The 15,143-nt window shown below is 58.7% G+C and carries 10 protein-coding genes; 7 read left to right on the top strand and 3 right to left on the bottom strand.

Translation table 11 applies throughout. The annotated features are described in order from the left end of the window. Positions 1 to 9: 9 nt before the first annotated feature. A complete protein-coding gene (gene dacB, locus ACORQT_RS05300) occupies positions 10 to 1,476 on the bottom strand; it encodes a D-alanyl-D-alanine carboxypeptidase/D-alanyl-D-alanine endopeptidase (RefSeq protein ID WP_164057838.1) in 1,467 nt (488 codons plus the stop codon). A 354-nt stretch (positions 1,477 to 1,830) separates the two neighbouring features. On the opposite strand from dacB, the gene ACORQT_RS05295 reads away from it, so the two are divergent. The 6 genes from ACORQT_RS05295 (at position 1,831) to ACORQT_RS05270 (ending at position 11,205) form a co-directional block, all read left to right on the top strand. Further along, positions 1,831 to 2,115, top strand: coding sequence for a 2Fe-2S iron-sulfur cluster-binding protein (locus tag ACORQT_RS05295; protein WP_071845084.1), 285 nt, complete (start codon positions 1,831 to 1,833; stop codon positions 2,113 to 2,115). A gap of 13 nt (positions 2,116 to 2,128) precedes the next feature. After that, positions 2,129 to 3,064, top strand: a complete 936-nt coding sequence (locus ACORQT_RS05290; RefSeq protein WP_164057366.1) for a diiron oxygenase — start codon at positions 2,129 to 2,131, stop codon at positions 3,062 to 3,064. A 68-nt stretch (positions 3,065 to 3,132) separates the two neighbouring features. After that, positions 3,133 to 8,841, top strand: a complete 5,709-nt coding sequence (locus ACORQT_RS05285; protein WP_164057367.1) for a non-ribosomal peptide synthetase — start codon at positions 3,133 to 3,135, stop codon at positions 8,839 to 8,841. Then, the gene (locus ACORQT_RS05280; RefSeq protein WP_108680252.1) at positions 8,828 to 9,640 is read left to right on the top strand and encodes a cyclase family protein; all 813 of its coding nucleotides are present in this window, start codon (positions 8,828 to 8,830) and stop codon (positions 9,638 to 9,640) included. Before ACORQT_RS05285 ends, ACORQT_RS05280 begins: the two co-directional genes overlap by 14 nt. After that, complete coding sequence (locus tag ACORQT_RS05275; RefSeq protein ID WP_042783814.1) at positions 9,637 to 10,374, top strand: tryptophan 2,3-dioxygenase family protein; 738 nt, start codon at positions 9,637 to 9,639, stop codon at positions 10,372 to 10,374. The genes ACORQT_RS05280 and ACORQT_RS05275 overlap by 4 nt, the downstream gene beginning before the upstream one ends. 63 nt (positions 10,375 to 10,437) lie before the next feature. Then, positions 10,438 to 11,205 carry a thioesterase II family protein gene (locus ACORQT_RS05270; RefSeq protein WP_159085267.1) on the top strand — a complete coding sequence of 256 codons (768 nt, stop codon included), beginning with the start codon at positions 10,438 to 10,440 and terminating at the stop codon, positions 11,203 to 11,205. Positions 11,206 to 11,208: 3 nt separating this feature from the next. On the opposite strand, the gene ACORQT_RS05265 is transcribed toward ACORQT_RS05270, so the two are convergent. Beyond that, positions 11,209 to 12,372: a multidrug effflux MFS transporter gene (locus ACORQT_RS05265; RefSeq protein ID WP_164057368.1), complete on the bottom strand. Its 1,164-nt coding sequence runs from the start codon at positions 12,370 to 12,372 to the stop codon at positions 11,209 to 11,211. A 99-nt stretch (positions 12,373 to 12,471) separates the two neighbouring features. On the opposite strand from ACORQT_RS05265, the gene ACORQT_RS05260 reads away from it, so the two are divergent. Then, a complete protein-coding gene (locus ACORQT_RS05260; RefSeq protein ID WP_164057369.1) occupies positions 12,472 to 13,239 on the top strand; it encodes an AraC family transcriptional regulator in 768 nt (255 codons plus the stop codon). 107 nt (positions 13,240 to 13,346) lie between these two features. On the opposite strand, the gene ushA is transcribed toward ACORQT_RS05260, so the two are convergent. Beyond that, entirely contained in the window at positions 13,347 to 14,999 is a 1,653-nt protein-coding gene (gene ushA, locus ACORQT_RS05255) for a bifunctional UDP-sugar hydrolase/5'-nucleotidase UshA (protein ID WP_164057370.1), read from the bottom strand. Positions 15,000 to 15,143 lie beyond the last annotated feature (144 nt).

The following is a 15,143-nucleotide window of genomic DNA, read 5'->3' as shown; positions in this document are numbered from 1 at the left end:
GCCGCGTACTCAGCGGCACACCACCGTGGCGTCACAGGCCGCCAGCGTTTCTACCAGGCGGTCCTCCAACGCCTTCACCTGCGCGCCGGGCACCAGATAGTTATTGCTGATGATGGCGAACGCCAGCGGCCGCCCGGTCGCCGAATCAACATAGCCGCTGAGCGACGATACGCCGGTCATGGAACCGCTCTTGGCGTGAGCGCGCCCCGCCGCCGCGCTTTTCACCATGCGGTTACGCAGCGTGCCGCCCACCAGCAACCCCGGCTCGCCCGCGACGGGCAAGGCGCGATACCAGTCGGCGAACCACGGCTGTTTTCTGGCCGCCAGCAGCAGCGTCGTCAGCTGTTGCGGCGTGATCTGGTTCATGCGCGACAGCCCTGAACCGTCCACCTGGCGATACGCGTCGGCCGCTATGCCCTGGCTTTGCACAAATCCGTTTATCGCCTGAAGGCCGGCGGCCCAATCCCCTTTACCCTGCGTCTTGCGGCCCATCGCCTTGGTCAATATCTCGCCGTAGCCGTTATTGGACACTTTCAGGAAGGTGACGACCAGGCGGGAGAGCGGCGGCGAGGTTTTTTGCGCCAGCAGCTGTGCGCCGGCCGGCGTCACGCCCTCTTCAGCGTTGCCGCGCAGGGTGATGCCGTGCGCGCGCAGAGCATGTTGCAATAAAGCGCCGACGACGAGGGCCGGTTGATCGACGGTAATCAATCGCGAGCTGGCCTCCGCCTGTGCGGCGATGGTGCCGCTGACCACGATCCGGTTGCTGCCCGGCCGGCGCTCGTACGTCAGCGCGGTGTGACTGCCGGTGGTGGTGCGATTGACCAGCGTCACCGCGTCATTGGCGGGATAGAAGCTCGCCCGTCCCGGCGCGCCGGCGCGAGCGCCCGGCCGCACATCCACCTGCACCACGTTGATATCGCCGCCGGGAGTAAAGGCGTAGTTCAGCGCCGAGATCGACGCAGCGAAGGCGAAGGGTTCATCGTCCCAGCTCCAGCCGGCGCCGAATGGCGTTTGATCGAAGGCGCCGGCGTCCAGCAACAACCGCCCCTGTATATGACGGATGCCGCGCTGCGCCAGCGCCGCGGCGAAGGTGTCGAGATCGTCCGGATGCAGCGTCGGATCGCCGCTGCCCTGCAGATAGAGATCTCCCCGCAACGTGTCGCCGCGCTGCTCGCCGGCGGTCAGCAGCCGGGTTTCAAACCGGTAATCCGCCCCCAGCACGCCGAACGCCGCCAAAGAAGTGAATATCTTCATGTTGGAAGCCGGCGCCAAACGCTGCTCCGCGTGCGCCTGATACAGCACCTTGCCGCTGTCGGCATCGCGCACCATCACGCCGTTCGACGCCCCGGCCAACGCCTTGTCCTGGCCGAGGGCCGCCAGCGCCTGGCTGAGGGTTTGTCCATGACGTTCGCCGGATGACGAACACCCCGCCAGCGCCACGATGGCGGGCAGCAGCCAGCCTGCGGTTTTCAACATGTCATCTTCCTGTTTGCGTTATCAAAACCAAATTGTCGCTCAGGCTATCATTGGAAGGCGGCGACGTCCTGTTTTCCATTCACTGAACAACGATTTTTGCCTATTGATATTATAAAACAAGCAATAATAAGAAATGCTAAACAATCCAGGCAATAAAGTTTGAATATGAACTATATTATGTGAAACAACCTTTAATATAATGTTAATGTTTTTAATGTGTCGTGTTGACAATAAACAAAGCCAAAGCTATCGTTACTCCCCATTAAAACTCACAACCTATTATTAATAACAATTTACTTATATGAATTTTAAAATGTGATCTCACTCACTGACTTCCATAGGGAATAACACGCCATGTCTGCAAATACAGGGCCCGATGGTCATCAAGTTATTTTTGATGGCGCGGGCATCGGTGACTTTTGTCCTGAAACGTCGCTGCTTGAAAACTTTGAAAGATTAAATATCGACATTCCCAACCTATGCCGAAAGGGGAGGTGCGGCTGTTGCAAATTACTTCTAATCAGCGGAAATATACGCCATGAAAAACAGAGTGCCTTATGCGAAGAGGAGTTAGAAGAGAATATTATTCTGGCCTGCTGCGCCTATTCACAATCGGATATTGAAATAGAACTCTATTAATAAGGATTAACCGATGAGCCTCATTGAAACCACATTGAAAAAATGGGATCGCGCCGCGATTGTCCGCTCCCGCCCGCGTCGCCTTCTCAACGAACAGGACAGCCAATCAACCCTTTTCTTCCCCCTCGAACGTCTGCCGCTGTGCCTCCATCCGCGCGTTGCCGCGCTCGGTGAACAAGCCTTGCGCTATATTCAGGTACAAACCCTCTACCATTACCTGAATGGCATCGCCAACATCGAGTTGGATATCATCAATGATTCCAGTTACAAGCTCTACAAAAACGCGGTCGGCGTAGACTTTCCGCTTGAAATGCGCTTAGACGCGCTGACCGTGGTCGTGGATGAGTCCTATCACGCCCTGGTGGCGCTGGATCTGATCAATCAGGTAGAGCTGATGACATCCATTGCGCCGCTGCCGATGCCAAAAGATACTGAGGCCTCCTATGCCCTGGCGCAATCGTTGGCAATGGGCGACGAACGGCTGCGCGAACTGCTGCGACTGGTTTGCGTGTCCCTGTCGGAGCAGGCGCTGACGACCGATCTGATCGATGTGATCAACAACGAAGATATCTTCCCGACCTTCTATCTGGTGATGAAAGATCACGTTGCGGATGAAGGCCGCCATGCCCGCTTCTCACAGCAGGTGCTGAGCCATATCTGGCGCCACAGCGACGCGGCGACCAAGCAAGCGTTGCAACAACCGATTTTGGCTTTCCTGGAAGGCTACGCAACCGACGCTATCGCCAAAGATTTCAGCGCCTGCATGTTGCGCCAACTCGGACTGACAGAAGCGGAAATTATCGACATCATCGCAGACACTTATCCAGCAACGCATGTTAAACCGTGGGAAACCAATAATATCGTCACGGAGCAAATGTTGGTGGCGCTGAATAAATCGGGCATTCTGGCTGATTTGCCTATCGCCGATGCGCTGCATGTAAAAATCTAATTAACCGGTATAAAAATCCACCGCCTTTGATATTCCGCAAGGGAAACCATTATTCTCAGGAAGCAAAAATGGAATTACTTCATATTGGCTATTTCGGCGACAGCGCCTGCGGTAAATTATTAACCGACGAAATCCAGGAATACGGCCATCAGGTTAGCTTTATCAGTCTCGAACACCGCCCAACCGAAAAGCTCGACCTTATTATCACCACTGAAAATAACGCTGAAACAATACGACGACTGCAACAGCAGGGAAAAAATCTGCTGACGCTCGCAACCAATAAAAAAAATATTAACGACATTGACACCCTGCAAAACCAAGAACACTTCTCTCTGTACTTTAGCTCCGCCGGCCAGGCCGCTTATCTGTGCGATGCGCTGTCGGATATGGCCGCTGACGCCCAACTTCCCCTGCTGCAGGAAAGGCTTGTCGACATTGTGGTCGAGCTGTCGCGTGGCGGTATACCGCCGGTACAAGAACTTCCCTACCGCTTGGCGCGTAAATACTATGCCGAATCACCGACGCGCATGCGCGAATTGACCGCATTGCTGATGGAGCGTCTTGGCGATCAGATGCAGGGACGTTGCGGCAGCGATCTCTGCCATCTCACCTGGCAACCCGGCGCCGACTTCCATACGGTGCCGGTAGCGGACATCACGTCCCCCGCACAGCTGCAACATTTCTTCTTTAATGAAACCGGCGCGCTCAAACAGGGACGCTATGCCCAGCCACGAGTGATGGTCGACGTAGCGGCTTGCGGTGACGGCACTCAGCTTACCCTGTATGGCGACGACATGCGTTTCAACGCGTTCACCGACTATCTTGACGCGCTATTGGCAGATCCGGCCGATCCCATCGCCGCGCCCATTGTTACTCAACCTCACACGTTACATCGCCTGAGCCAATTCAACGCAACCGACGATGCCGAGCTCCTGGCGCACGACGTCATCGCTTTGTTCCGCCACGCCGCCGCCGCTCATCCGCAACAGGCCGCGCTGCATGCCGATGGCCAGACATACAGCTATGGCGAAATCGATCGCGCCTCGGATCAGTTTGCCTGTTGGCTGCTTGAACACAGCGGCGCCGCCAGTTCGGTCGTCGCCGTCTCGATGGACAAGTCAGCGACGCTGCTGATCGTGCTGTTGGGGATACTGAAAAGCAATAAAACCTATGTGCTGCTCGACCCGCAGGCGCCAGCGGCACGCAATCAAAGCATTCTTGACGACGTACAGCCCGCGCTGATTTTGGCCGACTCGCCGTTGCACTCCGGCGACGCGCCATGCATTGCGCCATCAAGCATTGATTACCGTTCGCTGAACATCCATGCGGAGCAACTCCCTCAATCGCGAGACGCTCTGGCTTACGTCTGCTATACCTCCGGGACGACAGGCAAGCCCAAAGGCGTCATGATCGGGCGGGAAGGCCTGAGCAACGTGGCGCAAAACCACCGCGATTTCATTGGACTGGCGCAAGGCAGCCGCGTGCTGGCCATCGCCTCGCTGGGTTTCGACGCCTTCGGCTGGGACGTCTATGGCGCGTTAGTCAGCGGCGCGACGCTTTATCTTGCGCCCTCGGAGCTGCATACCGATGTCGGCGCGCTGCACGACTATCTGACTCAACACGATATCGGCCATATCACTATTACGCCGGCAATTCTGGAATTGTTGCCCCGCGAAATGTGGCCGGGACTGCGGACGATGATCGTCATGGGAGATGCCCCGCCTGCAGACGTCGTCGCCTGGTGGGCCGAGCGCACCCGATTGTGCAACGGTTACGGGCCGACCGAGGCTTCCATTGCCACTTCGCTGTGCGAGTATCGTCCCGGCGTTCCCTGGAACTGCATTGGCAAACCGCTGAAAAACTACCGTTGCCACATCCTTGATCTCCACCATAATCCACTGCCGGTCGGTTTTGAGGGCGAACTGTGCATCGCCGGCAGCGGCCTGGCGCACGGTTACCTGCATCAAGAGGCGCTGAGCGCAGAGAAGTTCATTATCTGTCGGCTGCCGTATATGGCGGCCGAAGAGCGTCTTTATCGAACCGGCGACATCGCCAAATGGGACGAACAGGGCAACATTATTTTCGTCGGCCGCCGTGATCACCAGGTGAAGATACGCGGAGTGCGCATCGAGATGGGAGAAGTGGAAAGCGCCGTCCGCAGTCATCCACTGGTTGAAAGCGCCTGCGTGGTCGCTCGCAGCCAGCCCTCGGGCAAAATTCTCGCCGCCTTCGTGCAACCCGCTTCGCCTGAGCTGACGATCGACGCGCTGCGCCACGCGTTGGTCACACTGCTCCACCCCGCCGCGATCCCCAGCGTCTTTATTTTCTTGCCGGCGCTGCCGCTGACCATCAATGGCAAGATCGCCCGCCAACAGTTGGAAAACTGGCCACTGGATGAGCGGAATGAGCGCCTTACACCGCCGGAAACCGAAACGGAGGCCATTCTCGAGCGCATCGTGGCCAACGCGATCGGCTGTCCGCAAGCCGACGTCACCCAGGAGTTCATCAACCTGGGCGCGCACTCGCTGACCATGAGCAAAATCGTCGCGCTCGTCGCACGCGATCTTTGCTGCCACCTGAGCATCGCCGATCTGTTCCGCCACAATACGGTGCGCAAACTGGCCGAATATATCGAGAATAAGGCCGTTGCCGCGGAGCGCGCCATCGCGATCTGCGACGAACGCCGCGCGCCGCTCAGCCCACAGCAGAACCTGCTTTGGTACCTGAGCGCATTGAATCCTGACGACTGCAGTTACAACCTGCCGCTGGCGATAGACATCCAGGGCCCGCTTGATCTGGGCCGCTTTGAGCAGGCGCTCAATTTTATTTATGAAAAACATGAAAGCCTGCGCACTCGTTTCACCGAAACCGACGGTATCGCCTATCAGTTGGCAGAACCACATACCCCGATTCGCCTTGCCGATCACTGGGTGGAAGGCCAAACGCTGTCGGCAGAAAAGTGGGTGCGCCAACTGTGTGCCACGCCTTTCGACATCACCGCTCGTCCGCCGCTGGTGCTTCGGCTGGTCCAGTATCAGCAGCAGCACCATGTTTTGATTTGGGTAAAACACAACATTATTACCGATGCCTGGAGCGAACAACTGATCCTTAACGATCTGTGGCAGCGCTATAACGAGCTCGACGATCACCACGGCTTAGACGCACCGCAACCGCAGATTCAAACTATCGACATCGTCAATAGCGGCATCGCGTCACCTGCGCCGGCGGATGTTGCTTATTGGCAACAGCAACTGCAAGACTGCCGCGAACTGGACTTCCCGCTGGATAAACCGCGCCCGCTAATGCCGACGCACGCCGGAGAGCGCATCCATTATCAGCTGCAGCCTGACGTAGCCGGTCTGCTGGCGTCACGGGGCAAAGCGCTGGGCGCCACGCCTTTCGCCTTGCTCTGCGCGGCATTAAGTTTGCTGCTCAGCCGTTATACCCAGCAGCAGGATATCGTCATCGGCACCGCCATCGCAGCGCGGGATAACCTGGATCAGGCGCAGGTCAGCGGCTTCCACGTCAATACCGTACCGCTGCGTATCCAACTGAGCGAACAGGACACCCTGGCCGGACTGATCGGTAACATGATGGAAACCTGCATCGGCGCCTACCAGCATCAGCAGCTCTCCTTCGACCGGATCTTGCACCAGATCGAATACGAACGGATGTCGAATAAAAATCCGTTATTCCAGATCATGGCTATCCTGCAGAACGCCGGTGACGTATGCCAACAAAACCTGCGCGATTGCACTCTGCATCGCTTGCCGCTTTCGTCCGGCTTCTCGATGTTCGATATGACCTGGAACTTCAGTGTGGAACAGGACGCCGTCACCATCGAACTCGATTACGCCAGCGAACTGTTTTATCCCGCCAGCATGCAAATGCTGTTGGACAACTATCAGCAAACGCTGCGGCAACTGCTCACCCTGCCGGCCAATACGGCGCAGCTTGCCCTCAACCCGCTATGCGAACGGGAACAACAGTGGCTGCAACAGTTGGCCGTCAACGCCGACGCAGGTTCACGTGACTCGCTGCTGATGCACATTGGCCGGTTGGCACATACTCAGCCTGACAGCCTCGCCGTCAGCTGCGAACGGCAACAGTACAGCTACCGTCAGCTGTGGGCGCAGTCTGAGCGCGTCGCGCATGCATTGCTGCGCATCGACAGCCGGCCTTTCTCGGTCGGCGTCATGATGGAGAAAAGTTGCCACGTCGCCGTGCTCCTGCTCGGCGTGCTGAGAGCCGGCAAACACTACGTGCCGATTGACGTACACTACCCGGCCGACCGCGTGAGCTACATGATCGAGAACGCGCAAGCCCGGTTGCTGGTGACCGATGGTGAGCCAGAGCAAGGTTGGGCCAGTCCCGCCGTCGGTTTCGACTCGCTGGTTTCTCATCCTGCAGCGGCCGACGCGTTGCCGATCCCAGCCGACGATACGCTGGCCTACATCATGTACACCTCAGGCTCAACCGGTAACCCCAAAGGGGTGATGATCACGCATGGCAACCTGAACAATTTCACCAACGACTTCGTCGGGCGGCTGGCGCTGAGCGCGCGCGATAAGGTGCTCAGCCTGACCAGCATCAGCTTCGATATTTTTGGGTTGGAACTGTTCTGCTCGCTGGCCGGCGGCGCGCACGTCACGCTGTGTCCACGAGAAACCGCCATGGATCCGGTCAAGCTGTATCACTTTATCGAGCGACAGCAGCCCAGCGTGATTCAAGCGACACCTACCGTCTGGAGTACCATCGTCCACCACCTGCCGGCGGCGAGCCAACGCCCCCTGACCGTGCTATGCGGCGGCGAGAAAATGCCGGCGGCCCTGTTGACGCAATTGCGACGTATCGCGACACGGGTGCTGCAGGTGTATGGCCCGACGGAAACCACCATCTGGTCGACCTGCGCCGATCTGACTCACGAAGGCGCAAGCGACTGTATCGGCACGCCGATCCAGGCGACTGAGGTTCTGGTCATGGATCAGGCCGGCAACCCGCTGCCAAGCGGCGCATTTGGTGAGCTGTGGCTGGGCGGCGCAGGGGTATCGCCGGGGTATTGGCGCAACCCGACGCTGAGCGATAAGGTCTTTCTACGGCGTCAGGCGTTCGGCGCCGAGCGCTATATGTACCGCACCGGCGACATTGTGCGTTTTAATCGACAGGGGCAGCTGGAGTATCTCGGCCGGAACGATCACCAGGTCAAAATTCGCGGCCACCGTATTGAGTTGAGCGAAATCGATCTCAGTCTATCGTCCCTCGACAATATCGAGCGGTCACTCAGTTTAATTGTCGGTGAAGGCCAGCAGGCCCGCATCGTCAGCTACCTGCAGTTAACGTCGGGCGAAGAGCTGAATGAAAAAGCGGTACGCACGGCGCTGAAAGCCCGTTTGCCGAATATCATGATCCCGTCCGGTTTTGTGGTGCTGTCGGCCTTCCCGCTCACCAACAACAACAAAATCGACATCCGTCGGCTACCGGCGCCGGAAACCCGCTACTCGGCTTCCGAAGCGGACTACACGCCCGCGGCCAATGAGGCGGAAAGCGCCATGCAGCATATCTGGCAACAAGTATTGTCACAGACGCAGATCAGCGTCTGCGACAGCTTCTTCAGCCTGGGTGGAAATTCACTGCAGATCCCGCAGCTGCTGCACGCCATTCGTCAACAGATGGGCGTCTCGCTGACTATCCGCGAATTCATCATGCACAGCCAGATCCGCGAACTTACCGCGCTGGCCTTGAGCAAAACTGCCGAGGTCGCCGATGAAACGCATTGAGGTGTACCACCAAGGGCGTTGTCATCACCTTGACCACCGAGAGCCGCTGCGGCTCTCGGCCAGGCTGGACTTCGCCGATAACCCAACCAACCTTTATGGTGTGGCCCCCGCCGACTCGGCGCCGCTGAGTTACGGCGATACCGTCGCCAACGTGCGTCATGGCGGGGTCTGCAACGCCGAGCGCATCAGCCTGGTGCCGCACTGCCATGGTACGCACACCGAATGCATCGGCCATATTCTTCCTGAAACGCGCAACGTGGCTGACTTGCCGCTTGAACCGTTCATCGCCGCCACCCTGATTCGCATCAGGCCGCAGCGAGCGGACGCGACCGTGGAGAGCTATAACGCCAGCGCTGCCTGTGAAGATTGGCTGATTACCCGGGCGGCGCTCGATGACGCGTTGGCGCCGTTGTCGGGCGACTACCTGCAGGCTTTGGTGATTGCGGTCGAGGCGCCGAGCGAATTCCGCGCCGCGTCCTGCGCGCCCTACTTCAGCCATCAAGCCTTGGCGCGCATCGTCGAACTCGGCGTCCAGCATCTGTTGGTGGACATTCCGTCGATCGACCGTCTATACGACGGCGGACGCATGGACAACCATCGACGTTTTTGGGGGCTTGAGGCCCCCGACAGGCCGCAAGAAGGGCGCAAATACGCCTCCGTGACCGAGCTGATTCAGGTTCCCGCGCAGGCCACGGCGGGACACTATTTTCTGACCATTCAACTGCCGGATCTGAGCGGGGATGCCCTTCCCAGCCGGCCCATCTTATTTTCGTTTTCTACAGGGAAAGTGACATCATGAATTACGCCAGCTATCTGCAGCTAAACCAGCTGCTGTCGCTGCAACAGCCAGCCTCGCCGTCTGCGGAACACCGCAATGAAAACTTGTTTATCATCACTCATCAAACCTACGAGCTCTGGTTCAAGCAGCTGATCGATGAGCTTCATCTGGCGATCGCGCAGATCGAAGAAGGAGATATACCGGCGGCGATCGAAACGATGACGCGCGTCAATGCCATTACCCAAACCGTGGTGAATCAGATCGCCGTGATTTGCACGCTGAAGTTTCACGAATTCCAGCGTTTTCGCAGCTATCTCGGCACCGCCAGCGGTTTTCAATCCTACCAGTTCGCCGGCATAGAAGCGCTGCTCGGCAAGGAAAATCCGAAAAAACTACAGCAGTATCAGGGTGATGAAGAGGCACAGCGTCGATTGGCGGCTATCATCCAACCGGTTTCCCTATGGCAGGCAATACGCGGCCATCTGATGCGTCTCAATGATCAGCCCAATCAGGCGGCGCAAGGCTTCGACGACATCATCAGGCAATCGCTGACGCGTTCGAGCTGCGAGTCGCTGCTGCTCAATCAACTGCTGGATTTGGATTCACTGCTGCAGGAGTGGCGTTACCGCCATGTGAAACTGGTGGAACGTACTATCGGGCAGCGGAAAGGTACCGGCGGTTCATCGGGTTCAGACTATCTGAAATCAACGCTGTTCACGCCGATCTTCGATGAATTGTGGAACGCCATCAACTGAATGCGTTCCTTAACGCCAAGGAAGTTCAGGCTTCCTTGGCCCCCTGAAAATACGGATTTCGCCATGCATTGCACCCACTTCCCCAACGCCCCACGCAGCTTGAAACCGCTGACGCCAGGGCGCCAGGGCAGCCTGCGGCTGATCGCTTTTCCTCATGCCGGCGCCGGCGCCACTGCCTTTCAGGGGTGGAGCCCCTCGTTGCATCAGGACATCGAACTCTATGCCGTGCAATACCCCGGTCGAGAGGAGCGGGCAAACGAAGCGCCGCTCTGTCACCCCCAATCACTCATCAATCAACTGATGCCGGCACTGCAGCCACTGCAGGACAAACCGCTGATCTTTTTCGGCCACAGTCTTGGCGGACGGGTTGCGCTGGCGTTAGCGACGGCGCTGCCTCAGCCGCCGCTGCAGTTGATCATTTCCGCCAGTTCATCGCCCTTCCTGGCGCGCCACAGTTCGTTGCTGAGAATGCCGCGTGCCGCTTTGTTGAACGCGCTATGTGCCGGCGAGGGTCTGGATGCGTCGCTCATCGACGACAGCGCGCTGCTCGATTACTATCTGCCGCTGATCCGTGCCGATCTGATGCTGTCCAGCCAATTGCTTTTCCCTGAGCAACCGGGTTACCCCGCCCCGCTGGCGATGTTTTATGGTGAAAACGACGAGCTGATCGATCGGCAGGATTTGCTCGACTGGCGCCGGATCGCGCAAGGCGATTTTCAGCAGCGCACTTTTGCCGGCGGGCATATGTATATCACCACGCAGCGCGACGCCGTGATAGCCGGCATTCACCAGTTGCTGGCAGGCCACCTGAGTGAACCGGCCAGCATATAGCCGTCAGGCGTTTTCACTCTCAAGCATCGCCAAACGACGCTCGTTGTGCACCACCCGCCACGCCAACAGCAGCACGCAGAGGCTGCAGAGCGACAGCACGGCGCCCAGGTGCTGCGACAGCCCCGCCAACACCAAGCCACCGCCGAGCATCAGGTAATACATCAGGCCAAGGATGGCGCCGGCGGTGCCCATGCAGTCTTTATAATGGCGCAGCGCGCGCGCCAGAATATTGGGAATGGCGATACCGTACGCCATCACCACCAGCATCATCGGCAGAACGAACCACAAGGTCCCTTCCAGCAGCAGTACCAGCAGGCCGCCGGTCAGCGATAATCCGCAGGCCAGCATCAACAGCGCGGGGAACAGCCAGTGCTTGCCGATCAAAAACTTGTTGATCGCCGCGCCGATACCCACCCCGGCCGCCAACACCAAACCGGTATAACCGAACCACTGTGCCGGCAGCGCCAACGCCGAGAAGTGGAATGGCGCCAGCTGGTAATAGCTGAACATGCAAATATTGAACAACGCCACCAACAGCGCGCTGAGCCAAATATCCCCGTCCTTGACCATCCGTCCCAGCGTGCCGAAAAATGAATTCTTCACCACCTGCTGCGGACGCGTCTCCGGCAGTTGCCAACCGGCATAGCCCAGTAACAGCGCCGCCAACAGCGCCAAACCGCCGAACACCCCCTGATAGCCCCAATAGTGAGTCAGCACTGCGCCGCTCAACACGCCAACCGCCGGGCTGATCGCCATGGCGATCCCCATCACCGAGAACACCCGCGCCAATTCATAACCGTCGAAGCGATCGCGAATCGCCGTTTGCGTCCCGACCGAACCGACCGCCGCGCCAAAGGCGGCCAGCACCCGCGCGGCCAGCAGTACGCTGAAGCTGCCGCTGAACAGCGCAACGAGAGAAGCCAGCAGATAGAGCGTCAGCCCGGCCAAAATGGTGGGACGGCGTCCGATGACGTCGCACATCCGCCCCCATACCACCACGCCCAGCGCAAAGGCGAAAAAGTAACAAGAGAGCGTTTGCGCCGCCATTTCCGCACTGACCCGGAAACCGTGCGCAATATGCGTCAATGCAGGGCTGTAGATGGTCTCCACCACCTGGGGAAACATCATCATCGAGGTCGCCAACGTCAGCGTCAGTTTACGTTGCATAACAGATCCTGTAGCCAAGAATAGGCTGCACAAGGTAGCATCTGGTCCCAGCGCCGATTACAATATAAAAGACAATAAATTTACAAAATCGGACAGACTATGGCGTGGCTGCAGGCGCAGGACAGTTTTAATCCGGATACGCTCGACAACGGGGTGCTCGGGATCGCCGCCGAACTGGCGCAGCACGACTCGGGCACGCATTGGCATGACAGGGGGCAGTTGCTGTTCTGTCAGCAAGGCAGCATGCGCATCACGCTCAACCAAAGCATCTGCATGCTGCCGCCGGGCAGAGTCGCCTGGATCCCGCCGCAGGTGGCTCACCGCGTTCAGGTCAACGGCGTCGTCGGTTACCGTTCGCTTTATCTCGACGCCGATCGCTATGCCTGTCTGCCTGCGCAGCTTGCCGTACTGACAGCCTCGCCGCTGCTGCGCGAGGTGTTGGAACGCATCGCGTTCGCCGCCTTCGACACCGACTGGCAGCATGGGCCTTACGCCAATATTCTGGCGGTCTGCCTGGACGAGATCGCCGCCGCGCCGCACGAACTGACGCTGCTGCCGCTGCCCAGCGACCGCCGCCTGCGCCATCTGGCCAATCTGGACATGCTTCCGCCGCTGCACGAGCTATCGCGCTATAGCGGCGCTTCCGAGAAAACCATCAGCCGGATTTTCCGCCGTGAAACCGGGCTCGGTTATCAACAATGGCGTCAGCAATGGCGCCTGATCAAAGCGATAGAGATGCTGGCCGCAGGGATGAGCCAATCCGACGTCGCCGGTCGGCTGGCGTTTTCCAGCGACAGCGCCTTCGCCACTTTTTTCAAGAATATGGCGGGCTGCCCGCCGAGGGCGTATATGGAGAGAAGAAAGTAAGACGCCGTTTAAAACGGCAACGCTGACAAAAGGCATTGATGCAGAGGAGAAAAGCGAGGGGGGAACGGCGCCCCCGCGACAAGCGAGAGCGCCGTTCCGCGACGCCCCTAGCGATAGACGATTTCGCCCTTCGGCTCGTAGGCCGCCGCATCCAGCGGCGAGTGTTTCTCGATGTACTGCTTCAGCACTTCGGCATCGATAAAGCCGGTGTTGACGTAGCTCGGCAGCCCGTCCAGCTTCGGATAGCCGTCGCCGCCCAGCGCGTTGAAGTTCAGCGTCGCCATGCGGTAAGTTTTATCCGCCTGCAGCGGCTGGCCGTTGATCTTCACCTCGCTGACGCCCTTGCCGTCCGCCACCAGGCTGACGTTGGCGAACTGGGCATAGGCGCCGGAATCCGGCTTCATGTTGGCCACCACCGCCAGATACTGTTCAACCTCGCGGCCTTTCATATCGACATGCACCAGCGTGTTGCCGAACGGCTGCACCTTGAGCACGTTCTTGTAGGTGATATCGCCGCTTTCAATCGAATCGCGCACCCCGCCGCCGCTCATCACGGCGAAGTCGGCGTCGGCGCGCTCCCTCTGCGCCGCCAGCATCACCCGCGCCAGGTTGGTCTGCACGAAGCGCACCTTGCTGCGATCGCCTTCAAGCTTGCCGTTGACGCTGCCGATCTTCACGCCCAGCTGCGCCTTGCCCTTATCCTGGAACGGCGTCAGCAGCTTCATCATGGTCGGATCTTCCGCAATCTGCTGGGTGTAGTACACGCGCTCGCTGGTGCCGTCGGCTTTCTCCACCTTCTTCTTCAGGTTCACCGGGATCAGCTGATAATGCACCAGCTTCAGCTCGCCGTTGCGGAATTCGAAATCGGCGCGCCCGACGTATTTGCCCCACTCGTGCGCCTGCACGATCCAGGTGCCGTTCTGACGATCCGGCGAGCATGGCGTGCCCGGCACATAATCCGCCTGTTTGCGGTCGTCGCCGGCCATGCACACCGGATCCTGCGAGTGGCCGCCGACGATCATGTCGAGATATCCCGCCGGCAGGCTGCGCGCCATCTCCACGTCGCCCGGCGCGTTAGAGCCATGCTCGCCGTTGTCATAGTGCCCCATATGGGTGGCGGCGATGATCACGTCCGGCTTCTCGTCCTTGCGCAGTTGCTCCACCACCTGCTTCGCTTCCTGCGCCGGCACGCGGAACTCCATGTCGGTGAAGTACTCCGGATTGCCTATCTTGGCGGTGTCGTCGGTCGTCAGGCCGATCACGGCAATCTTGATGCCCTGTTTGTCGAACAAGGCGTAAGGCTTGAACAGGCGCTGGCCTGTGCTTTTCTGGTAGATGTTGGCGGACAAGAGCGGGAAGGTCGCCCACTTCTCCTGCTGGCGCAGCACGCTCAGCGGGTTGTCGAATTCGTGGTTGCCGATCGCCATCGCGTCGTAACCCACCAGGTTCATGCCGCGGAAGTCCGGCTCGGCGTCCTGCAGATCCGATTCCGGCACGCCGGTGTTGATATCGCCGCCGGACAGCAACAGCACGCTGCCGCCCTGCGCCGCCACTTCGCGGCGAATGCCGTCCACCAGGGTTTTCTGCGCGCCCAGACCGTATTCACCGTGATCGTTCTGCCAGAAGTGACCGTGATGATCGTTGGTATGCAGAATGGTGATGGCGTAGGTCTTATCCTTTTCCCAGGCACTGGCGGCCCCCGACAGCAGCGTCAGGGATACGGCCAACGCGCATGCGGTGGTTTTCAGCGAAAAACGCATGGCGGATCTCCGTGTATTAAATGGCTTTTATGATGAGGGCGAAATTGTAGCGCGAATTAATGACAGCTGATTTCAATTTTTTGCGATGTGAGTCTGATTATTTCAGATATGGTAAAAATTGAACGCCCTGCCTAAGATGTCATC

This window comes from Serratia sp. (in: enterobacteria), from assembly GCF_052400455.1.
Taxonomy (GTDB): Bacteria; Pseudomonadota; Gammaproteobacteria; order Enterobacterales; family Enterobacteriaceae; genus Serratia; species Serratia ureilytica.
This window is presented reverse-complemented; position numbering and strand designations above follow the sequence as displayed.